The organism is Dyadobacter sp. Leaf189 (genome assembly GCF_001424405.1).
In the GTDB taxonomy this organism is placed as follows: Bacteria; Bacteroidota; Bacteroidia; order Cytophagales; family Spirosomataceae; genus Dyadobacter.
In genome coordinates, this window is sequence record NZ_LMPS01000009.1 from 126042 (window position 1) to 148693 (window position 22652).

Sequence of the window (22652 nt, forward strand, 5' to 3'; positions counted from 1 at the left end):
CTATGACAATCCTTCTTGTAGAGGATGACGAAGTAGATGTTATGAATGTCAAACGGGCATTCAAAAAAAACAATATTTCAAACCGTTTGGTCGTAGCTTCGAACGGAATAGATGCCCTCGCTATGCTACGCAATCCTGAAAATGAGTTTGCAAGGCCAAAGATTGTATTGCTGGACCTCAATATGCCGAGAATGGGCGGGATCGAATTTCTGAAAGAAATCCGTCAGGACCCGGACCTGAGTTCGCTTTCTGTATTTGTGATGACTACCTCTAATGAAGACAGCGACAAGATCGACGCTTTCAACCTGAATGTAGCCGGATATATCCTGAAACCATTATCGATGGACCGGTTTATTGCCGCTGTATCCACATTGAACAGCTACTGGACACTTTGCGAATTTCCCGAATAAAAATCTCAGCGTTATCTCTTAAAAATCATGATCAGTCCCGATATCTTGTTAGTAGAAGACGACGACATTGATGCGATGTACTTTATGCGTGCAATGCAGAAGTCTTTGCTGGATGTTGGCGAGGTCAGGATTTGTAAATATGCGGAAGAGGCGCTGCAGATGCTCGACGTATGGATTCCTTCCTGCATTTTTCTCGATTACCAGCTCCCAAAAACGAATGGACTGGAATTGCTGAAAAAGATTAAGCGCATTGTTCCTAACCTGCCGGTTATTGTACTCACTTCGCAGGGCGATGAGCGTATTGCTGTCGAAATGATGAAGGCGGGCGCAATGGATTACTTTCCCAAGTCGGAAGTTACGCCGGAGAAGCTGACGAAGACGTTCCATACAATGGGGCAAATGCTCGAAGCCGGGAAAGGAAGAGAGCAGGCCAAGCAGGAACTGGCTGAAAAGGAGGAGTTTATCAACAAAATCGCATTACTCTCCCCTAATATCATTTATGTAATCGATATTGAAAAATGGACGAATATCTTCCAGAATAAGCAGATATCGAAAATACTGGGCTACTCCGACGATGAGCTTCTGCCGGAAAGCAGCAATGCCCTTTCGCGGATTGTGAATGACCAGGACCAGCTTACATTCCGCCGGCATTACCACTATATGCGGCACTGGGTGAAGGATTCGGATGTGGTGGAGAAAGAATTCAGGCTGCTGCACCGTGACGGATCGGAAGTTTGGATCATCACCAGGGAAGTACCTTTCAAGCGCAATGCAAACGGAACTGTGCAGGAAGTGCTGGGTACTGCTATTGATATTACCAGTCGCAAAAACGTTGAAAAGGAACTGATCAAGGCGAAACGCGACGCGGAAGAAGCGACGCGGATCAAATCTGATTTCCTCTCCACGATGAGCCACGAGATCCGTACGCCCATGAACGGGATTATCGGCTTCACCGACCTTTTAATGACGCGTGATTTTCCCGATGAAGACCGCGAGTATCTGCAGATGATCAAGTATTCGGCAGATAATTTAATGGTCATACTGAACGACATACTCGATTTCTCTAAGATAGAAGCTGGCAAGTTTGGCCTGGAAAACTTCGATTTCGACCTGAGGGAGAAACTGAGCTACCTGATCAAAACCTTTGAAGTTAGAGCAAAAGAAAAGGCCATTGATCTGACTTATCAATTTGATGAAAACACGCCGACACTGCTCACAGGAGATGCTTACCGGTTGAATCAGATATTGGTCAACCTGGTGGGGAATGCGATCAAATTCACAGAAGAAGGCGGCTTTGTAAAAGTGATCGTATCGCTTCACAAAGATCTCGGAAGCAGCGTAGACCTGAAAATTGATGTAGTCGACTCGGGGATAGGTATCTCAGAAGACAAGCTGAGCGTCATTTTCGAAAGCTTTTCGCAGGCACATAAGAACAATGCGAAACACTATTTCGGCGGTACCGGGCTTGGATTGAGCATCACGCGTAAGATTGCGGAGCTGATGAACGGAAGCATTACAGCCCAAAGCAAACTGGGCGAGGGCGCTACATTCAGCGTGATACTTAATTTCGGCAAAGCAGAGAAAGACCTGAATGTAGTACAGGCTGATCCGGTTGAACATATCTCGCTCAAAGGTTACCGTATCCTCGCTGCCGAGGACATTATTGCCAATCAGATCCTGCTGAAACACCTTTTATCCAAGTGGGAAGCTGATTTTGTGATTTGCAACAATGGAAAAGAACTATTGGAACACCTCGACCATGCAGAGTTTGACCTGATCCTGATGGACATTCAAATGCCGGTAATGGATGGTATAACAGCTATGAAAACAATCCAGGGATCGTATCCGCACCTCATCAATGTCCCGGTGATTGCATTTACGGCAGATACTTTCGCTGAAAAGGAGCTGGAAGGTGTCAGGTTCAGCAGCTTTGTAACAAAACCGTTCAAAGCCGATGAACTGATCAGCGTGATCAGCCGCAGCCTGAAAGAACTACCCGCTCCCGTAGCCAGATACTAGTTGTTTGAACAATTTTGAAAGTATTAGCCTGCATTGAATGCGGGCTTTTTTTTTACATAATTTCAAATAACTAATAAAATAGTTTTGAAACTAAATGAATAGTCTTAACTTTGAGATAATACCAAGTTAAAATTTAATAATACAGCTCAAAATTATGGAAGTACGCACATTGACACGCGCTGAGGAGGAGGTAATGAGGATTCTATGGCAACTTAAAAAGGCATTTGTAAAAGACATACTGGCCGAAATGCCTGAACCCAAACCTGCTTACAACACCGTTTCGACGATCATCCGGATCCTGGAAAAGAAAGAAGTTGTGGGCTACACAGCGTATGGAAAAACGCACGAATATTACCCGCTCATCAGCGAAGAGGAGTATAAGCGCCACGAGATGAAGCAATTGATGGTCAATTACTTTGATAACTCATTGCCTAACCTGGTTTCATTTTTCGTAAAGGACAATGATCTGAAAACGAAAGATCTGGACGAAATCATGAAGCTGATCAATCAGCACAAAAACGAACAATAAAAACCCTGTTAGCCATGGAAATGCTATTGTATCTCGGCAAGGTGAACCTGTATTGGATCCTGCTTTTTGCCTGTTATCGTCTGATGCTCCGGCAGCACACTTTTTTTCAGCTGAACCGGTTTTATCTGCTTGGCTCCCTTGCCGTTGCATTTGCATTACCATTTGTAATCTACCCCGAAACCGCACCTGCGCTGCCGGTTATTTACGAGGTGAATACAGCAGCAGTTTCCATTTCGGCTGTTCAGGAAGAGCAGCCGCTGATTACCTGGGTGCAGGTCGCGTGGATTTTGTATGCGATCGGGCTGCTCATTTCGGGTTATCTGCTTTTCAGGCATATACATCAGCTGCGGAGGTTTTTGATGGCAGGCGAAGTGATCGAGCTGGAAGATTGTACCGTCGTGATGATCGACTCCAACCAGATCGGCTCATTTTCCTTTCTGAAATGGATCGTGATCAACAGAAACGATTATGAAAGCCATTTTGACGACATTCTTTGCCACGAAATGGTACACGCAAAGCAGTGGCACAGCGCCGATATACTCTTTGTGGAGATCATGAAAGTGTTCTTCTGGTTTAATCCCGTTCTCCTGCTTTACAAAAGAGATTTGCAGGAGGTACACGAATTCCTCGCCGACTCGAAAGCTTCAAACCGCGAAAATTACGCCCGCTTTCTGGTGAGTTATGCGTTGAATGCGCCCATTGCTTCATTGACAAACCATTTTTTCAAACCATCACAAATTAAATCCCGAATCCAGATGATCTACAAAAACCGGAGTCCGAAATGGCTGCTCAGCACTTACCTGTTTGCTGCCACAATGATAGGAGCCACTGCATTGCTGGTTGCTGGCTGCGAGAAGGAAGATTACAGCGAGCCTGAGGTAGCGAAAACAGAAGAGGAAATATTGCCTGCGAAGGTTTTTACGGTTGTTGAAACCCAGCCTGAATTCCCGGGAGGTACAGATGCAATGCATCGGTTTTTAGCGCAAAAGATCAAATATCCCACTGCCGCTGTAAAGGCCAATGTACAGGGAAGGGTGTTCCTCTCATTTATAGTGACTGAAACAGGTAAGATACAGACCATTAATGTACTGAAAGGAATTGGTTACGGATGCGACGAGGAGGCAGTACGTGTTTTAAGGAGCTTTCCTGACTGGAAGCCCGGCGAGCAGAGCGGACAAAAGGTTAACGTTAAATATGTACTTCCCATTAATTTCCAGTTGGAAGAAGCAGATAACCAGGCTAAGCTGAACATACAAACTGGTGAAAAGGCGCCACTGTATGTTGTAGACGGCAAAGAACTTGAAAACGCTGATGATGCCAGAAAGCTGTCTCCAGACCAAATCGCCTCAGTGAATGTGCGGAAGGATTTCAAAACCACTTCCATTTATGGAAACAAAGGCAAGAATGGGGTCATTGAGATTACAACCAAACCAAATTCGACTGAAACGATCAAGACGGCCACTGTCACTGCATTCGTGCCGCTTGCCGGAGCTACCAACCAGCCTACTACAAAAGTGCAGCAATTAGACCCGGAGCCGCGTTCCGGAATACAGATCAGAGCCAATCCTAACCTGTCTGTTGCCAAGGTTCCTTTATACATTGTAGACGGTGTTAAGCTGGCAAATGGCGATGGCGTGAGCAAGATGGACCCGAATATGATAGAATCGATAAGTGTGCTCAAAGAGACGGGTGCCACTACGATCTACGGAGAAGAAGGCAAAAATGGGGTAGTGCTGATCACAACAAAAAAATAGCTCCCACTATATGGAAATGCTCATTTATCTGGCCAAAGCCAACCTGTACCTGATCCTTTTCTATTGCTGCTACTGGCTGTTTTTTCGCCAACATACATTTTTTCAATGGAACCGGATCTACTTGCTGGGTTCAATCGGAGCTTCGTTCCTTCTCCCACTTATCGTGTTTTACACACCTGTGGAGGTTGCGGAGCAAAGTACAGAAATGATGCAGCAGGTCGCAGCGAATGCGGTAACACCCGCGGCACCGGAAGAGCAGGTTAGCTGGTCGCAAATCTTGTTTTGGGTGTATGTGTCGGGTTGCATGTTCATGCTGGCTAAGCTGTTACGGTCTTTTCAAAAGTTATTTGTTTTGGTCAAAAATGGCGAGCGCATTCAGCTGGAAGCGTATACCCTTATTTTTCTAGACTACAAACAAGCTAAAAAGACGAACTCCGGTTCATTTTCATTTTTCAAATGGCTGGTTGTCAACCAGGCCGATTATGAGAACAATCCTGACACCATTCTCCGGCACGAACATGTGCATATCCGCCAGTGGCATAGTCTGGATATCTTACTGATTGAAATTCTCAAAGTTCTATTCTGGGCCAATCCGGTGGTTTGGTTCTACAAAAGATCATTGCAGACTTTACATGAATACCTGGCAGATATGGAAGCTGCCAATCGTGACACCTATGCGCATTTCCTTGTTTCCTACGCGTTGAATGTACCCGGACAGGTACTTACCAATCATTTCTCAAATGCTTCGTTACTTAAAAACCGCATCAAAATGATTTACAAAAACCGCACATCCAAATGGCTCCTGAGCAAGTATCTGCTGATCTTGCCTATTACAGTCACCGCTGTGTTCTTAACAGCAGCCCGCGAATATATCCCTCAGCCGCGAACCGCAAGTCCCGCGATACTGACCGATCATGCAATGATTAAGGGAAGAATTTCAGATAAAAATGGCAAGCCGATACCAGGCGCAATTGTGATCGTTAAAAACAAAACACAGGGCGCCGCGACGGATAAGGATGGAAATTTTGAATTAGAAAATGTAGCAGCGGGCGCGTCGCTGGTCGTTAGCCACATTCAGTTCAAGTCGAAGGAAGTGGCTGTTACCAAAGGGAAATCTACATACGCCATTGTCATAGAACCAGACGATACCGTTTTAAAAGGTCCGACGATTACAGCTACCCCGAACAAACCAGAGCCTGCTGCTCCCAAAGCCGCTGCGCCGAATGGGAAACCTGCTAACAAAACTTTTACAGTAGCGGAGCAAAAACCGGAGTTCCCAGGCGGGCAGGCGGCCATGATCGAGTATCTGAAAAGCAATACCAAGTATCCTGCTCCTGCACTCAAAGCGAATGTAGAAGGCACCGTTATTGTTAGGTTTACAGTTGACAAAGAGGGCGGCCTGCAGAATGTGTTAATAGTGAAAGGTGTAGGCTTCGGATTGGATGGAGAGTCTGTTCGCCTGGTTAAAGGTATGCCTAAATGGAAACCCGGCATTCAGAATGGCGAGCCGCTGGAAATGACGCAGACCATTGAGATCAAGTTTGACCTGGCTGCTGCAAAAGGTGATAAACGGCAGGGATTTCAGTTGCCAAAAACGACTGGATTTACGAATGCTTTTCAGGTAGCCAAAGTAGAAGTTGAAGATCTGTTTAGCTCGTCACTTGCCTATTTTGAGCCAAAAACATTTAAACCCTCCGTAGATCCGCCGAAAGCACAGTACAGGTATCAAGCCGATTCAAGCAGCTATCGGTTTATGAACTATCAGAGTTCCAATCATCCCGCTTTTGCAATGAGTCTTCAAACAACAGGAAAATACAAGTATCAAAAACAACAGTTGAAGAAAGACAATTAATGCGATAGCTAGCCAGGCTGTTATTTCTGATAATGTTTCCATATTTTACGGCAAACATCATTGGAGATAACAGCATGTCACTTCTTAAAGCCGCTATTATCGGCGGCGGCCACATAGCCGACCAGAATCACATTCCCGCATTAAAGCGCTTATCGGACCGGGTTGAAGTTGTTTCAATTTGCAGCAGGGTTAAGGAAAAAGCCCGTGCGCTCGCCGACCAGCACCAGATTCCCTTTGCTTACGATAGTGCCGAAGAAATGTATGCAGGCGAAGGCCGGCCTGACTTTGTCGTGATTTGTACTGCAAACAACCTGCATTATCCATTTGCCATGCAGGCACTTGAAAACGGCTGTCACGTATTTTGTGAAAAACCACCTGCATTAACCGCCGCGGAAGCTGCGCAAATGGCAGATCTTGCCCAAAGCAAAGGCAAGGTTCTCGCCTATAATCTGCAACTCCGGCAAACGCCTGAATTCGGCTTCATCCGACAAGCCAGACAGGAAGGAACATTAGGTCAGATTTACCATATCAATGCACGCTACCTGAGACGGCGCGGAATACCGGGCTGGGGCAATTTTACCAATAAATCTGTGCAGGGCGGCGGCGCTTTAATGGACCTGGGCGTACATATCCTTGATCTGGCGTTGGAGATGATGGATTATCAACTGCCAGACAGAGTGGTGGCTAACACTTATGATTTTATCGGAAAAGCCGGCGGCAAAGGTTTGATGGGTGAATGGAATGCAGACAGCTTTGAAGTAGAAGATGCCTGTTTTGCACACTTATCATTTCCGAACAATGCCAGCATTACTTTGTCAGCCTCATTTGCATTGAATATGGAGGCAGAAAAAGACGTGAACCTGGAAGTATTCGGCACAAAAGGAGGAGCAATGTACAAGCCGCTTGGGCTCTTTACGGAAACGGGCGGAGAACTGGCAAACACCCACTTCCCGCACCTGGCAGAAACAGATATCCAGCTCAAAAACACGACTGCATTCCTGGATGCCATTGACGGAAAGCCTAGCAATATCTGCAACGCCCAACAAGGAGCTATTTTACAGGAAATAGTTGGCAGGATTTATGAAAGTGCTGGGAATTAAAGGGAGGATGGAGGAAAGGGACGAAAGGGAGGAACGAAAAAGTAGATCGAAAGTAAAAAACAGAAGATGGAAGCTACAATCTTGTATTGTCAGTCTGAGCGGAGTCGAAGACAGCTGCAGAATGTCTTCGACTCCGCTCAGACTGACAAATCCTTTATCTATTCTCCATAATGGCTACTTCGCAGTAGCCATTACCATTTTAATATCGTTCTTGGCGCCTAGTTCGAGTACGTCTACCAGGTCTTGTACTGCGAGGTTTTTGTCTACTCTTAAAACGACTGTGCGCTCTTCTACGTTGGCGAAAATGCTTTGCAATTCAGCTTCCAGCCGGTCGAATGGGATTGGTTCTTTGTCGATGAAATAGCCTTTATTTTCATCCACAGACAGTGTAATCTGCTTTTTGTACATCTGCTGCGTTGCCGATGCTTTTGGAAGCATTAGCTTGATCACGTTCGGATTTGACATCGTGGAGATGATCAAAAAGAACAGCAGCAGGAAAAACATAATATCGTTGAGCGAGTGTGTGAACACCTCGGGGGCAAACCGGCTCTTGCGACGTATTTTCATAAATAAATTGTCTTTTTACTTCGCAGCCACCGGCTTTTGTAATACATCCAGAAAATCAGAAGCCGCCATTTGCAAACGCAATGCAAACCCGTCGATTTTCATGTTCAGCAAGTGGTAACCCGCATAGGCGATCAAACCAATGATCAGACCTGAGCCGGACGTAATCATTTTTTCATACATACCCCCAGCGATTGTGCTGATATTGAAGTCGTTTGAAATGGATATATCGTAGAAAATCCGGATAATACCAGAGATCGTACCCACAAATCCAAGCATAGGCGCAATACCGGCAATTACACCGAGGTAAGGCAAATTCCCTTCCATGCGCTGGATTTCGATCTGACTTGCGTTTTCGATGGTGGTTTCAATATCCTTAATCGGATAACCAATGCGGCCAATCGCTCTTTCCAGAATGCGCCCGGCAGCATTGCGCTGGTTACGGCAAAGTGACTCGGCAGATTTAAGGTTTCCCTGCTGAATAAAATCTTTTACATTATCAACAAACTGATGCTCGATCTTTCCGTTCGCATTAATTCCTAAGAAGCGTTCGATAATCAAAAAAAGAGTTGCCAGGAAAAGCAATCCAAGCGGTAACATAACCCAACCCCCTTTTGCGAGAAGATCTATAATGGAAAGTCCCTGGTCAGCAACAGGCGCGGCTACCGTAGAGTCAGTAAGTGCTTGCAGAAGCATCATATTAAATATAATAGTGAAAGTTTAAGCGAATGGAACAGAGGTCAATCCTGGAAAAATGACTTTGAACATAAACGGAGGCAGGCCTCCCATATTGTTTAAAGGGCAAATATAGAAAAATTACTCTATGGGAACAGTAATGCACATTTTTAGGTAGATACATAAAAGATAAATGAGGCAATTGCACGAAAACAAAACCTCATTTCGCATAAATACCGCCTATTTTCTGTTATATTCTTCAGGTAAATACCTTCGTTCTGTTTCCCGATAGTTTATGAAAAAATACTCCTCAGTATCTGTCGCCATTACTTTCCTTGCACTGGCGCTTTTTCAACTTTCCTGCTCTAACGATGATGAACCGACTGTCGAATCAGGCAGTATGCTCGTGCATTTCGACAATATGGTCGGCAATGAAGACCTGGTTTTAAACAGCGGCAATTACATCAATGTGGCCGGAGAAGACTTCACTGTGACGCGGCTAAATTATTATGTATCAAACATCAGGCTCACCAAAGCCGACGGCAGCAGCTTTACGGTACCGAAAGATTCGAGCTACTTTTTGATCCGTGAAGGAAATGTACCCTCGCAAACCGTCAGGATCAACGATATCCCGGTGGGCAATTACACCGGAATAGAATACGTAATTGGGGTAGACAGCCTAAAAAGTATCGACGAGCCTGAGAACAGAAAAGGGATTCTGGATATATATACCGGCCCGACCAATGAAGAAACAATGTACTGGAACTGGAACCCGGGTTATATTTTCCTGAAATTCGAAGGGAAATCAGAGGTGTCGACCACAGCTAATGGAAAATACGAGTACCACATTGGTGGTTTCGGCGGCCGAACCGAGAAGACGCTTAATAATATCAAAACTGTTAAACTGAGTTTTGGAAATCAAACGGCAGCTGTGTCAACCACTACGTCGCCGCAGGTCTACATTAAAGCGGATATCCTCAAAATCTTTGGTGGACCGACGCAATTGAGCATTGCGAAAAACCCGGGTGTGATGTTCATGCCTTTCTCGGCAAATATCGCGGCTAACTATGCAAATATGTTTAGTGTAAAGGAAGTGCAAGCCAACTGATTACAAGTCAGTAGTCTGGTATGAAAAACGTTTTCAAATTTTTGGTAATGCTCGCCTGGCTTGCGCTGGTCGCATTTTCTTGTGGAAAGGAAACCGAAAATCCGAAGCCTGAGCCTGAGCCAACGGGTCCTAAATCCGTACAATTTAAAAAGCCCTCGTATTTTCCGGAGCCTGTTTACGATCTGTCGAAAAATCCATTGACAGAAGAAGGAATCGAGCTGGGCCGGTTTCTGTTTTACGACGGTATTTTGTCACGAACAGATAAAATCGGATGCGGAACCTGCCACCAGCAGCAGGCTGCCTTCACCCACCATGGCCATGATCTCAGCCACGGCGTCGACGATCTGATCGGCACGCGGAATTCACCCTCGGTACAGAATATGGCCTGGAGTACCTCATTTTTCTGGGACGGCGGCGTGCATGCTATGGACGAAGTTCCCCCGGTACCTATTCAAAATGAAGTAGAAATGGGCGAACGTACCGGCAATGTGATTGACAAGCTTAAAAAAACGCCGGTAGCAGGTGCAGCCAAGCAGGTTGATTATCCCAAAATGTTTAAAGCAGCTTTTGGAACAGAAGAAATCACGGCGGATAAGATGATGAAAGCATTGTCGCAGTTTATGATGACGATGGTATCAGCTACCTCGCGCTACGACTATTATTTACAAGGCGACGCTTCTGCATTGAATGCACAGGAAAAGGAAGGATTGTCTGTTTTCAAACAAAAATGCAGTTCCTGTCACGCTACGGAGCTTTTCACCGATCATAGTTTCAGAAACAACGGACTGCCACCCAACCGGATCAACGATCAGGGCAGGTACGCGATCACTTTAAATGAAAATGACAGGTTAAAATTCAAAGTACCCAGCCTGCGCAACATCGGGCTGACTGCCCCGTACATGCACGATGGTCGTTTTAATACATTGGAGGAGGTTTTAAACCATTATGCCAACGACAATGTAAAATCCAGCATCCACGAATCGGTTACCCTTGATCCGCTTCTGAAAACCGGCGCAAAGCCAGGCATACAACTTAATGCAGCTGAAAAGCAGTCCATCATCGCCTTTTTGCGGACATTAAATGACCAGCAGTTCATCAGTGACAAACGCTTTTCAGATCCGGGTGTCGGGACATCGTTTTAGGCTATCGGCTTTCGGCGATGAGCTTTCGGCGTTTAGCTTTGGTGCTTACTTTTTAACTTTTAATATTAAAAGTTATACTTTATCCACTGACTAAGGTCATGATTAAACATTCATTAAAATCAAGGAAAATTGCGATGCGCATTGTTTCTTTGCAGAGAATTCAAAAAAGCAGGTAAGTAAAATATGCAAAGCGGAGAAAAAAATGCACAGCCCTGGTTGGGCAAAATGCAGGAAAGATGGGGTTTGGAAACAACCAGGCAAGTTCTGATCGTACTGGCTGTTTTTAGCTTGGCTGGTTCTTCGGTGGTGTGGTTCAGAAAAGGACTTTTTTACCTCCTTGGCTACGACGACCTTACTCCGATGTGGCTTAAAACCATCACCTACATCATTTTTATATTCCCGATGTACCAGACGCTGTTGCTGGCTTACGGGTTTCTGCTGGGTCAGTTTTCGTTTTTCTGGGAAAAAGAAAAGAAAATGTTCCGCTGGGTTGCAGCCAAGTTTAAAGGCAACAAATAAATCAAAGATATATCCCGCATTGATTTTCAAGGAGTACAGGATTCCCTTTCCTGTACTCCTTATTTTATTTATACATTTGTGATTATTTCAATTCAGATCCAGAATAATATTTTATAATCCATGTTTGAGAACTTACAGGATAAGCTAAACAATGCCTTTCGCACACTAAAAGGAAAGGACAGGATATCCGACATAAATGTTGCCGCAACTACCAAGGAAGTACGTAAAGCATTGGTCGACGCCGATGTAAACTTCAAGGTTGCAAAAGAAATTACAGACCGGATCCGCGACAAGGCGCTTGACAGGAAGATATTGATCTCTGTTGAGCCGGGACAAATGTTCGTCAAAATCGTGCAGGAAGAGCTGACCGAATTGATGGGCGGCCAGGCAGAGGCGATCAATATCAAAGGAGATCCTGCCGTGATCCTGATCGCAGGTTTGCAGGGTTCGGGTAAAACGACATTCTCTGGTAAGCTCGCTGCATTGTTGAAAAAACAGGGACGCCAGGTATTGTTAACCGCTTGCGACGTGTACCGTCCGGCTGCGATAGACCAGCTGAAAGTGCTCGGCGAGCAGGTTGGAGTCGAAGTGTATTCGGAGCCTGAGAACAAGAATGCAGTGAACATCGCGCAAAACGCCGTGGCTCACGCGAGAAAAATCGGAAAGAAAATCGTGATCGTGGATACTGCGGGCCGTTTGGCTGTAGATGAAGTGATGATGAAAGAGGTGGAAGATATCAAATCTGCGGTGCGCCCCTCCGAAATCCTTTTCGTTGTGGATTCCATGACCGGACAGGATGCGGTAAATACAGCCAAAACATTTAATGAAAGACTTGATTTCGACGGGGTTGTTTTAACAAAACTCGACGGTGACGCACGTGGTGGAGCGGCGCTTTCTATCCGTCAGATTGTCGACAAGCCGATCAAATACATCAGTACCGGCGAAAAAATGGAAGCCCTCGACTCCTTCTATCCAGACAGGATGGCGAGCAGGATCCTGGGTATGGGTGACGTAATCTCCCTTGTTGAGCGCGCGCAGCAGGCTTTTGACGAAGACGAAGCGAAGCGTATCAATGCCAAAATGCGTCAGAATAAGTTTGACTTTGACGATTTCCTTGGCCAGTTACAGCAGATCAAGAAAATGGGTAATGTCAAAGACCTGATCGGCATGATCCCGGGAATGGGAAGCGCAATGAAAGATCTCGATATCAGCAATGAATCGTTCAAACCTATCGAGGCGATCATTCAATCAATGACCAAAAAGGAGCGGGAAAATCCGGATATGATCGACGGCAGCCGCAAAAAGAGAATTGCGGCGGGTAGCGGAACTACTATTTTGCAGGTCAACAACCTGATCAAGCAATTTGATGAAATGCGCAGAATGATGAAGAAAATGAACACGATGCAGGCAGCTGGAAAGCTGGGTAAAGCAATGCGCCGCTAGTAATGAAAAAACTGCTCTGCCTCTTCATTTTTATTTTTACATTAAGTACGGGAACGTTGCAAGCACAGGCTTCGGTGGGTTATTACCCGTGGAGCAGCCTGCTTTCCATCAGTACCAATTCACGGAAAGCCATTTGGCTCGATACACGGTTTCAAACCAACTCACTATTTAGTAGTTTGAGCGTGGATCTGCTTCCGATGATCAACCTGAAAAGAGGCGAAGTGGTACAATGGTACATTGGCGGCGGACTTCGCCTGAATCCGCTTTACCGCATTGCAGACGCGGACGCAGATTTGATCACCATCGACGGATATTCGCTTAATGTAGGTGTACGGATTTCACCTTTACCTCAAAACCGGAACATTCAGCTCGCTCTCGAACTGAACCCGTATGTAAAAGATGAATTTGACAGCGGGGTATTGAAAAGCCACTTTGGGTTGGTTTATGTTTTTGGTAAAAAGAAAAAGACAGAGACGGTACCTGAACAGCCCGTCAATCCCTGACATTTAATAATTTCTTAGTACCTGAATGCTCTCAAATCCGGCAAAATCACCGTTAATTTGAGAGCATTTTTATTTTATCACGAATGAAATTCCTACGGTTAATCCTCCTGAGCTGCGTGCTGCTGACTTGTCAAAACGAAAGTATTCTCGCGCAAACAAAAATCAAAAAGACACTTTTTGTGATCGTTGACGGAATTTCAAGTGACAGTAAAGAGAAAATCCCCACACCTAACCTCGACGCAGTCGCAAAAACGGGCGGTTATACCCGCGCACACGTCGGCGGCGACAAAGGTACTTACTCAGAAACACCTACAATCTCTGCTGTGGGTTACAACAGCCTTCTGACCGGCACCTGGTTTAACAAGCACAATGTACCTGATAACGATATTAAAGATCCGAATTACCACTACTGGACTCTTTTCCGCTTTCTGGAAAGTCAGTACCCTTACAAAAAGACCGCCATTTTCTCAACCTGGCTTGATAACCGCACCAAGCTGGTAGGTGAAGGTTTGGAGCAGACCAACAAATTACAGCTCGACTATTCCTTCGATGGCTTCGAGCTGGATACCATCCATTTCCCGCACGACAAGCAGGCAGAGTACATTCACAAAATCGATGAGAAAGTAGTTGACGATGCTGCGGCTTACATTTACAACAACGGACCCGATATGTCGTGGGTATATCTTGAATATACTGATGATATGGGCCATCGTTTTGGCGACAGTGACCAGTTTCACAAGGCCATTCACATGATGGACGATCAAATGGGTCGGCTTTGGAAATCGATCCAGTATCGTGAAAAAACCTTTAATGAAGATTGGCTGCTCGTTGTTACCACCGACCACGGGCGCGACGCCAAAACAGGTAAGGGACATGGTGGGCAGTCGGACAGGGAACGGGGAACCTGGATTGTGACCAATGCGAAAAATCTGAATGCAAACTTCAAAAACAACCCTGGTATCGTGGATATCATGCCAACAGTAGCGCGCCACATGGATATAAATATTCCAAAAGACCAGGCATTTGAGGTAGACGGAACTGCATTCACGGGCAAATTGTCGGTAACAAGCCCCGTTGTGAAAAAGGAGGAAGGTAAGCTGCTGGTTTCCTGGCAGGCAATGGAGAAGGACGGAAATGTGAAAGTGTGGCTGACAACTACCAACAACTTTGCCAAAGGCTCGCGCGATCTTTACCACCTGGCGGCCGAGGTACCTGTTACAAATGGAAAAGCCGAAATAGATATCAGTAAATATCCATCCGGCTTTTTCAAAGTGGTGTTAGAAGCTAAATATAACAGCGTTAACCGCTGGGTTGTCGAAAAGTAGCGATCAGTTTCCGCCGCGCCCTGCTTTATAGGAATCGTATTCTTCCAGTAACTTCATCAGGTCGTCGTCGCCGGCAAAGTCCAGCTGCTGTTCCCGGATCACATATTGCATTTTATTCTTCTCATCCGTAAGCAGTTTCAGGAAGCTGTTGCGATTTTTCAGATCTACCAGGTTCATTTTCCCGTCCTTCAAAATGTAAAGCTTTGCCGAGGGGTCCATTTGCATGGTAGCGCTCGCCTTTTCCACCTTGATCGGCTTCACGTATTTTTTCAAAAGCTTTGTATTTCCATCGTACATCAGGCGGTAAAAGCTTTTCTCGGATTGATCGGCAACAGCAGGGTAGCCACTTCTGAATGTATATAAGTCAGTACCAGTTGGAAGATTGAATTCTTTGATCCCTCCCGAAACCCGGTACATACCAGAATCCGCTTTGTACTCCAGCTCGTCTTTATTCACATCGTACCGGATTTTGATCCCGTCATGCACGCGGTCGTCACTGGTGCGGACACTTCCGGTGTACCATTCTTTGAAAAGATAATGCGAGCCGTCGCTGCTTGCCGAAGCTTCATTATAGGGAGTACCTGCCAGGCCGGTGGAGTCCTGGGCAGTTGCAAGCTGGGCCAGAAGTATCGGTGTCAGGAGAAAAAATCTTCTAAGATATTTCATGATTTAAGTTGGTTAATTTGATAAGTTCGAAGTCGGGTAGCCGCTCAGGCTGGTTTCCCTGCCATCTTTAAGTACTTTTGCCAAAAAAATTGTACCCGTTCCATTGAATATAAGCGAGCAGCTCATACATATACGCCAAAGTTTAGCAGGCATCGTTCCGGAAATTTTCCTGGCTTTTCTTTTTTGTTTCATTCTGCTGGCTGAGCTGCTGTTTTTGAAGCGGGTTGATGCCAAAAAATCTGCCGCTTACCTGAGTAGCATTGCGCTCGCCGGCAGCGTAATCGTCATTTTGCTTCTGCTTTTGCAATGGAATGCAGAACCTTCGTTCCGCTTCCATCCGTTGCTGTTTTTGGATCGCCAGGCGGTTTTTTTCAAACTACTGATCGCATTTGCGTGGCTGTTTACATTGCTGCATGTCCGGATACTCAAATATGATTTCCCTCCCGAGTTCAATGCATTGCTGATTGCGGCGGTTGCAGGAATGAACCTGTTGAGTATGTCAACACATTTCCTCTCCATTTACCTGTCGCTCGAACTGATCTCAATCAGCTCTTACGTGCTGGTAGCGCTGTCGCCTTACCGGAAAGCAGCCGAAGGCGGGATCAAATACCTGCTTTTTGGATCAGCCAGCTCAGCTGTCATGCTTTACGGGATTTCCCTGGTTTACGGAATTACGGGAACAATGGACATTACCAGTGAAATGATGACGATCGGGCTGACCAACAATCCGGATTTTGTGGTAACGGTAACCATTGTACTGACACTCGCCGGGCTCCTGTTCAAGTTGTCGCTTGTTCCGTTTCACGTCTGGACACCCGATGTTTACGAAGCCGCACCTACCCCACTTGTTTCATTCCTCTCCGTAGCGCCAAAAGCTGCAGTGATATTGGTGTTAATGCGACTAGCGGGAATTCTGCCTGCACAATACTTTCCGATTTTGGGAGGTATCGCGCTGATCAGCATTACTGTCGGGAATGTGGCTGCACTCTGGCAAAGCAATATACGTAGGTTACTCGCTTATTCTTCCATTTCGCAAGCCGGTTACCTACTCGTGGGTATTGCAGCATACAGCAGATTTGGCTTTGAATCGGCAGTATTTTACACAGCAGCCTACCTGATTATCAACATGGCTGCATTCTTCCTGGTTGATTTACTCCAGCCCAGGTCCGAGACCGCATTCACGGATTATGAGGGATTAGGTAAAAAATCGGTGTGGATTTCGGCGGCTTTAACGATTGTAATGGTCGCCCTGGCCGGACTGCCGCCTACCGGTGGATTTACTTCAAAGCTGCTGGTGTTTTCGGCACTTTGGGAAAGTTACCATCAGCAGGAATTCCCCTGGATGCTATGGTTACTGATCGGCGGTATTTTGAATGCGGCGGTTGCACTCGCTTATTATATGAAGCTTCCCTACCTGTTATTTTTCAAGAATGCGGGAAACAAACCTTACACCGGGAATAATGATTTTACGGGTAAGATTGTGGCTGGTTTGCTATTGGCCGCCGTGCTGTTGCTGTTCTTTACGCCCGAGCTGCTTACCACCTGGATTTCTTCTTTTTGACCTGAGCTTAAAGAACAGGCCGGATTTTGTATCCCTGTTTCCGGAGCAATGCGATTACACCACGTTCGCCGCCCAGGTGGGCCGCTCCCACTGCAATGAACGTCGGCTTTTCTGAAACGATCTTCTCAATGCGCGAGATCCATTTTTTATTTCTGTCAAACAGCATAATTTCCTCGTTTCCGTCGAGGCCAAACTCACTTTTTAACGTCAGTTTGTAAAGCTCGTTGATGTTCTGCGTTTTGTAGAGCGCAACAAGCTCTTTGAACTCATTCCGCGCTTTTGGCAGATTATCGATCATCGCCAGGATCATTTTCACCTGGTCTTTGTAAGGTATTGAATCAAAAACGGCCATTTGCTCGTCCATCGATTCTATCCCTATCACTTCTGATTGCTGTTTTTTGGCAAGTTCCACGAGGGACATTTCGTACGATTGCGGCTGACAATTCAGCACTGCATTAAACAGCGGCCCCATTAGTACAAAGGGTTTAGCCTTCGCAAACATTCCAATCCCAACTCCCACAGAATCTTTGTAAAACTGATCGAGCTTGTTGTATTCCGATTCGGAAACGAGTTTTTTCAACTCGTTTCCGTCCCGCATATTCATCGACTTCATCATATTCATCATCATGCCCGGATCGTCCATATCCATTTCCAGCGCCACCTGCTCTGTTTTTGATAGTGCAGATTTAACCGAATCACTCAGCGCAAAATCAGCCGGGCAAATCAAATGAATGGTACCAAAGAGATAGGAAGGCTTGGGTTGCCCTGGTTTGGTGATCTCCCAAAGCAATGCATTTTCAGTAGGTGCCTGGGCAAAGCCTGCACCTGCAGAAATCAAAAAAGCAAAAACCCAAACCAAAACCTTCATATAATAAGTGTTTATTCCTGTCAGTCTGTCTTCGACTGCGCTCAGACTGACAAGTTTCATTCTCCTTCCTCCCTTTCCTCCCTCCTCCCTTTTCTCCATCAAAAAAACTACTCCTTATTGCTATCCACCAAAATCCGCTCGTCCCGGTTAACTAGCTCCCAGGCTGTATGGAAAACCAGCTTCACGATCGATGATTGTTTGTCGAACAGGATTTTTTCCACATCGTCACCTGGTTTGTGATAATCTTCGTGCACGCCGGTAAAATAGAAAATGACCGGCACGCCAACTTTGGCAAAATTGTAATGGTCGGAGCGGTAGTAAAACCGGTTCGGATCTTTCGGATCGTTGAATGTGTAATCAAGCTTGAAGTTGACGTACTTCTTATTTGCTTCTTCACTGATCTCGTGCAGCTTCGAAGACAGCTTGTCTGAGCCGATCAGATATACATACTTGTGATCATTTTTGTGCGCTTCGTCAACCCGCCCGATCATATCAATATTCAGATCGGCGATCGTGTTTTTCAATGGATAAAGCGGATTTTCGGAATAATATTCAGATCCAAAAAGCCCTTTTTCTTCGCCGGTCACATTCAGGAACAGGATACTTCTTCTTGGTCCTTTTCCTTCGGCTTTGGCTTTACTGAAAGCCTCCGCGATTTCAAGCAGTGACACAGTCCCCGATCCGTCGTCGTCTGCTCCATTGTTGATCTCTCCATTCGGCGAGATACCGATATGGTCAAGGTGCGCGCTGATCACCAGTACTTCCTCCTTCTTGTCGCTACCTTCCATAAATGCAGCAACGTTTTCGGTGTCAATCGTCTCGCTGATCCGCTCCACTTTCATCGACACTGAGCCTGTCGGATTTTTGGTTAAAGCTTTACCCGACTTCTCAATTGACTCCCGGCTTTTAGCGAGTTTCGCAACTGAAGTATTGAGGATTTTTGCGCCTAAATCCTGCGACACACCAAATGCCGCAATGTTATTCGGATTCTCCTGAACCGGTTTCAATGTGGGAGCACTGAACCTGCGCGCCATTGCTGCACGCTGGCGGATCTCCTTATCAAGATCGTCCCCTGTTTTGTCAGTAATGATAAATACATATTTCGCTCCCTTTTCACGGGCCAGCTTCACTTTGTTCTGCCAGCCGACAGTCGCGCCCCATTTACTTTTTTCAGTAGTACCGCTGAGGAGGTATTTTCCGTCCGCACTTTTAGGCTCGCCTTCAAAAATGATCACCGACTTGTCTTTAACATCCAGGTTCTTATAATCAGAATAAGCCTGGTCCTCGATACCAAATCCCGCAAGTACGACATTGGCCGAGATCTCTTCCGGCACTGTCAGCAGTCCATTGAGGTAAAAGTCCTTATTGAACTCAAACTTCTTACCGCCTGCTTTTACATACACATCGCCGTAGCTTCTTTTATAGAGCGTGTACTTCTGAAGATAGCTTTTGGAACCATCGGCCGCAGTTGCAGCAGGCTGCAAACCGAATTGCTTATAGTATTTTGAAACATATTCAGCCGCTTTTTTCTGCCCCGGCGAACCAGTATCGCGACCTTCCAAACTGTCAGAAGCGATAATTACCAGGTGCTTTTTAAGATCTTCCGGGGTAATGCTGTTTGCATATTTGACAGCATCATCCTGCGCATTTGCAATCGTTGCAGCGGAAAGAAGTATCCCGGCCAGCAAGTTTTTGTTCATAGTAATGTTCATTGTTATGTCAATTGTTACAAAGTAACTAAACCCCGTGCCGAATGCAAAATGCCGGTGATTTGCGAATGGATTATAGTTGTAAATTTGAACTTCACTTATACACACTGTTTTATGCCCGAAATAAGCCGCTTTCTGGGAATTGTTATTCGCATGTTTTTTGACGACCACAACCCTCCGCATTTCCATGCCGAATTTCAAGATTTTAAAGCCGTCATCGGAATAAAGAATGCAGAGCTGCTTGAAGGATATCTTCCGTCAAAACAATTAAAATTAGTACAGGCCTGGGCAATTATTCACGAAGCAGAATTGTTAGTCAATTTTACCCGCCTGGGAGAAGATCATAAATCGTGGAATAAAATAGATCCGCTTCAATAAGATGCTTTACTATATCAAAAAGATCATTTCAATTGAAGATTATACAGTGAAGTGCCTGTTTAATACCGGTGAAGTGCGTGCTATCAATCTTGAAAAGGTTATAGAAAGATATAAACTGATCAACGATGGACTAGTAAGCCGGCTGGCTGATCCTAACTATTTTAAATCAGTAAATCTGGATTCTTACGGAACATTAACCTGGGATAATGGTGTTGATTTTGACCCCGATAATCTCTATAAAATGTCAGAAGCCGAAATAGCTACATTCTGATAATTTCTATTAGATATTGCACTTCTTCGAGTATAAAGCCCCATTTTCAGCCGGCAACAATTATTTAATTGTAAAATACTGTTATTCAGCAGAAAATGTAGTACATTTGCACCTTATTTTGACACTACTTCAGTCAAAACAAGCATAGCGGGGCCTGGTAAAACATCCAACTATCCAATTCAGGTTTCGTAAACAATTGATCTATAAAACAATGCAAGCCATTCGTAACATCGCAATCATTGCGCACGTTGACCACGGTAAAACCACATTGGTTGACAAAATCATCCACGCTTCAAAGCTCTTCAGGGACAATCAGGAGTTCGACGACCTGATTCTTGACAACAATGACCTGGAACGCGAACGTGGAATTACAATTGTTTCTAAGAACGTATCGGTGCGTTACAAAGATGTTAAAATCAATGTAATTGATACACCAGGTCACGCAGACTTTGGTGGTGAAGTGGAACGCGTACTTAAAATGGCGGATGGCGTATTGTTGCTGGTCGATGCATTCGAAGGCCCAATGCCGCAAACGCGCTTCGTATTAGGAAAAGCGATCGATCTGGGATTGAAGCCGATCGTGGTTGTGAATAAAGTAGATAAAGAAAACTGCCGCCCGGAAGAAGTTCAGGAAAATGTATTTGACCTGATGTTCAACCTTGGTGCAACAGAAGATCAGCTTGACTTTGTAACTGTTTACGGTTCGTCGAAACAAGGCTGGATGGGCCCGGATTGGCAGAAACCAACTGATAACATTACTTACCTGCTGGATACGATCATCGAATCGATCCCTGAGCCGAAGATCGACGAAGGTACTTTGCAAATGCAGATCACTTCGCTTGACTACAATGCATTCGTAGGTCGTATCGCGATCGGACGTGTAAAACGCGGAACAATCAAAGAAGGATCTACATTGTCACTTTGCAAAGCGGACGGTGTGATCAAAAAAGTGAAAGTGAAAGAATTGCAGACTTTTGAAGGTCTGGGAAGAGTGAAAGTATCAGAAGTTACAGCAGGAGATATTTGCGCAGTAACCGGGATTGAAGATTTCGAAATTGGTGATACCCTCGCTGATCTTGAGAATCCGGAGCCAATTGCACGTATCGCTGTGGATGAGCCAACTATGAACATGCTCTTCACGATCAACAACTCTCCATTCTTTGGTAAAGAAGGTAAGTTTGTGACATCACGCCACTTGCGTGACCGTTTGCTGAAAGAAACTGAGAAGAACCTCGCATTGCGCGTTGAGCCAACAGATACAGAAGATAAATTCCTTGTATTTGGTCGTGGTATCCTTCACTTGTCGGTATTGATCGAAACAATGCGTCGCGAAGGTTACGAATTGCAACTGGGCCAGCCTCAGGTTCTTTTCAAAGAAGACGAAAACGGCGAGCGCCTTGAACCAATCGAAACATTGGTTGTAGACGTTCCTGAAACAACAGCTGGTAAGGTAATCGAATTGGCAACGCAGCGTAAAGGCGAGCTTTTGATTATGGAGCCAAAAGGTGATTTGCAACACCTTGAATTCCTGATTCCTTCAAGAGGTTTGATCGGTCTTCGCTCAAACGTATTGACTGCAACGCAGGGTGAAGCTGTAATGACGCACCGTTTCAAAGAATTCGGTACATTCCGCGGACCAATCCCTGGACGTATCAGCGGATCTATTATTTCTAAAAACACAGGACCAGCAACTGGTTACACCATTGATAAATTGCAGGATCGCGGCCGTTTCTTTGTAGAGCCGGGTGACGAGATCTACGGTGGACAGGTTATCGGCGAGCACAACCGCCCGAACGATATTGTAGTAAACTTGCAGGAAGCGAAAAAACTGACCAACATGCGTGCTTCTGGTACAGATGATGGTTTGAGAATCGCACCGAAAATCAATTTCTCTCTGGAAGAAGCAATGGAATATATTCAGAAAGACGAGTATCTTGAAGTTACGCCTCAAAGTATCAGAATGCGTAAAATATACCTGGAAGAAAACGACCGCAAGCGTTATGCTTCTAAATTGGAGATGGTTTAAGCCGGATCTTATTTGCTGTTAAAAAACGAGGAAGCGCTGGCGCTTCCTCGTTTTTCTTTTTCTGACCTATAACATTTCCGGCTGTTAGACAGCTATTCAGAATTTGAAGTTTTGATTATTTCGTTGAGCGCCTCAACTTGCTTCTGATGCGTCTGTCTTGTGAGAAATATATAAATCAGTAGTCCAACTAACACAAAGCCCAGAATTTTCATCGGATTTGAACTCAGCCT

General features: G+C 45.4%; 21 protein-coding genes. 16 read left to right on the top strand and 5 right to left on the bottom strand.

Features of this window, described 5'->3' with window-relative positions:
• Positions 1–2: 2 nt before the first annotated feature.
• The 6 genes from ASG33_RS24940 to ASG33_RS24965 all read left to right on the top strand — a co-directional run bounded on the left by ASG33_RS24940 (position 3) and on the right by ASG33_RS24965 (position 7664).
• Positions 3–410: a response regulator gene (locus tag ASG33_RS24940; RefSeq protein ID WP_229238855.1), complete on the top strand. Its 408-nt coding sequence runs from the start codon at positions 3–5 to the stop codon at positions 408–410.
• 27 nt (positions 411–437) lie between these two features.
• Positions 438–2429, top strand: coding sequence for a response regulator (locus tag ASG33_RS24945; RefSeq protein ID WP_056292095.1), 1992 nt, complete (start codon positions 438–440; stop codon positions 2427–2429).
• A 154-nt stretch (positions 2430–2583) separates the two neighbouring features.
• Positions 2584–2958 (top strand): BlaI/MecI/CopY family transcriptional regulator, encoded by a 375-nt coding sequence (locus ASG33_RS24950; RefSeq protein ID WP_031528244.1) that lies wholly within the window; start codon positions 2584–2586, stop codon positions 2956–2958.
• Between the two features lie 14 nt (positions 2959–2972).
• Positions 2973–4712: a M56 family metallopeptidase gene (locus tag ASG33_RS24955; RefSeq protein WP_056292098.1), complete on the top strand. Its 1740-nt coding sequence runs from the start codon at positions 2973–2975 to the stop codon at positions 4710–4712.
• 10 nt (positions 4713–4722) lie between these two features.
• Positions 4723–6564, top strand: coding sequence for a M56 family metallopeptidase (locus ASG33_RS24960; protein WP_056292101.1), 1842 nt, complete (start codon positions 4723–4725; stop codon positions 6562–6564).
• A gap of 74 nt (positions 6565–6638) precedes the next feature.
• Positions 6639–7664, top strand: coding sequence for a Gfo/Idh/MocA family protein (locus ASG33_RS24965; protein WP_056292339.1), 1026 nt, complete (start codon positions 6639–6641; stop codon positions 7662–7664).
• A 174-nt stretch (positions 7665–7838) separates the two neighbouring features.
• Here the strand turns inward: ASG33_RS24965 and ASG33_RS24970 are convergent, their stop codons facing one another.
• Complete coding sequence (locus tag ASG33_RS24970) at positions 7839–8231, bottom strand: biopolymer transporter ExbD (RefSeq protein ID WP_056292104.1); 393 nt, start codon at positions 8229–8231, stop codon at positions 7839–7841.
• Positions 8232–8246: 15 nt separating this feature from the next.
• Entirely contained in the window at positions 8247–8927 is a 681-nt protein-coding gene (locus ASG33_RS24975; RefSeq protein ID WP_056292109.1) for a MotA/TolQ/ExbB proton channel family protein, read from the bottom strand.
• 271 nt (positions 8928–9198) lie between these two features.
• Here ASG33_RS24975 and ASG33_RS24980 point away from each other — a divergent pair, with 271 nt between their 5' ends.
• The 6 genes from ASG33_RS24980 to ASG33_RS25005 all read left to right on the top strand — a co-directional run bounded on the left by ASG33_RS24980 (position 9199) and on the right by ASG33_RS25005 (position 14943).
• Positions 9199–10011, top strand: a complete 813-nt coding sequence (locus tag ASG33_RS24980; protein ID WP_229238857.1) for an MbnP family protein — start codon at positions 9199–9201, stop codon at positions 10009–10011.
• Positions 10012–10031: 20 nt separating this feature from the next.
• Positions 10032–11153: a cytochrome-c peroxidase gene (locus tag ASG33_RS24985; protein ID WP_056292113.1), complete on the top strand. Its 1122-nt coding sequence runs from the start codon at positions 10032–10034 to the stop codon at positions 11151–11153.
• Between the two features lie 183 nt (positions 11154–11336).
• Positions 11337–11672 carry a DUF6787 family protein gene (locus ASG33_RS24990; RefSeq protein ID WP_056292120.1) on the top strand — a complete coding sequence of 112 codons (336 nt, stop codon included), beginning with the start codon at positions 11337–11339 and terminating at the stop codon, positions 11670–11672.
• A 120-nt stretch (positions 11673–11792) separates the two neighbouring features.
• Entirely contained in the window at positions 11793–13115 is a 1323-nt protein-coding gene (gene ffh / locus ASG33_RS24995; protein ID WP_031528253.1) for a signal recognition particle protein, read from the top strand.
• 2 nt (positions 13116–13117) lie between these two features.
• Positions 13118–13618: a hypothetical protein gene (locus ASG33_RS25000; protein ID WP_056292123.1), complete on the top strand. Its 501-nt coding sequence runs from the start codon at positions 13118–13120 to the stop codon at positions 13616–13618.
• An 83-nt stretch (positions 13619–13701) separates the two neighbouring features.
• Entirely contained in the window at positions 13702–14943 is a 1242-nt protein-coding gene (locus ASG33_RS25005; RefSeq protein ID WP_056292126.1) for an alkaline phosphatase family protein, read from the top strand.
• Positions 14944–14946: 3 nt separating this feature from the next.
• On the opposite strand, the gene ASG33_RS25010 is transcribed toward ASG33_RS25005, so the two are convergent.
• A complete protein-coding gene (locus ASG33_RS25010) occupies positions 14947–15609 on the bottom strand; it encodes a hypothetical protein (protein ID WP_056292129.1) in 663 nt (220 codons plus the stop codon).
• A gap of 103 nt (positions 15610–15712) precedes the next feature.
• Between ASG33_RS25010 and ASG33_RS25015 the strand changes: the two genes are divergently transcribed.
• Positions 15713–17170: an NADH-quinone oxidoreductase subunit N gene (locus ASG33_RS25015; protein WP_056292132.1), complete on the top strand. Its 1458-nt coding sequence runs from the start codon at positions 15713–15715 to the stop codon at positions 17168–17170.
• Positions 17171–17177: 7 nt separating this feature from the next.
• Here ASG33_RS25015 and ASG33_RS25020 read toward each other — a convergent pair whose 3' ends face one another.
• Positions 17178–18137 carry a TraB/GumN family protein gene (locus ASG33_RS25020; RefSeq protein WP_229238858.1) on the bottom strand — a complete coding sequence of 320 codons (960 nt, stop codon included), beginning with the start codon at positions 18135–18137 and terminating at the stop codon, positions 17178–17180.
• A gap of 8 nt (positions 18138–18145) precedes the next feature.
• Positions 18146–19738 (bottom strand): M28 family peptidase, encoded by a 1593-nt coding sequence (locus tag ASG33_RS25025; RefSeq protein WP_056292348.1) that lies wholly within the window; start codon positions 19736–19738, stop codon positions 18146–18148.
• A gap of 123 nt (positions 19739–19861) precedes the next feature.
• Here ASG33_RS25025 and ASG33_RS25030 point away from each other — a divergent pair, with 123 nt between their 5' ends.
• The 3 genes from ASG33_RS25030 (at position 19862) to typA (ending at position 22422) form a co-directional block, all read left to right on the top strand.
• Positions 19862–20125: a DUF4160 domain-containing protein gene (locus tag ASG33_RS25030; protein ID WP_056292351.1), complete on the top strand. Its 264-nt coding sequence runs from the start codon at positions 19862–19864 to the stop codon at positions 20123–20125.
• Between the two features lies 1 nt (position 20126).
• The gene (locus tag ASG33_RS25035) at positions 20127–20396 is read left to right on the top strand and encodes a DUF2442 domain-containing protein (protein WP_056292136.1); all 270 of its coding nucleotides are present in this window, start codon (positions 20127–20129) and stop codon (positions 20394–20396) included.
• 211 nt (positions 20397–20607) lie between these two features.
• The gene (typA, locus tag ASG33_RS25040) at positions 20608–22422 is read left to right on the top strand and encodes a translational GTPase TypA (protein WP_056292139.1); all 1815 of its coding nucleotides are present in this window, start codon (positions 20608–20610) and stop codon (positions 22420–22422) included.
• Positions 22423–22652: the final 230 nt, after the last annotated feature.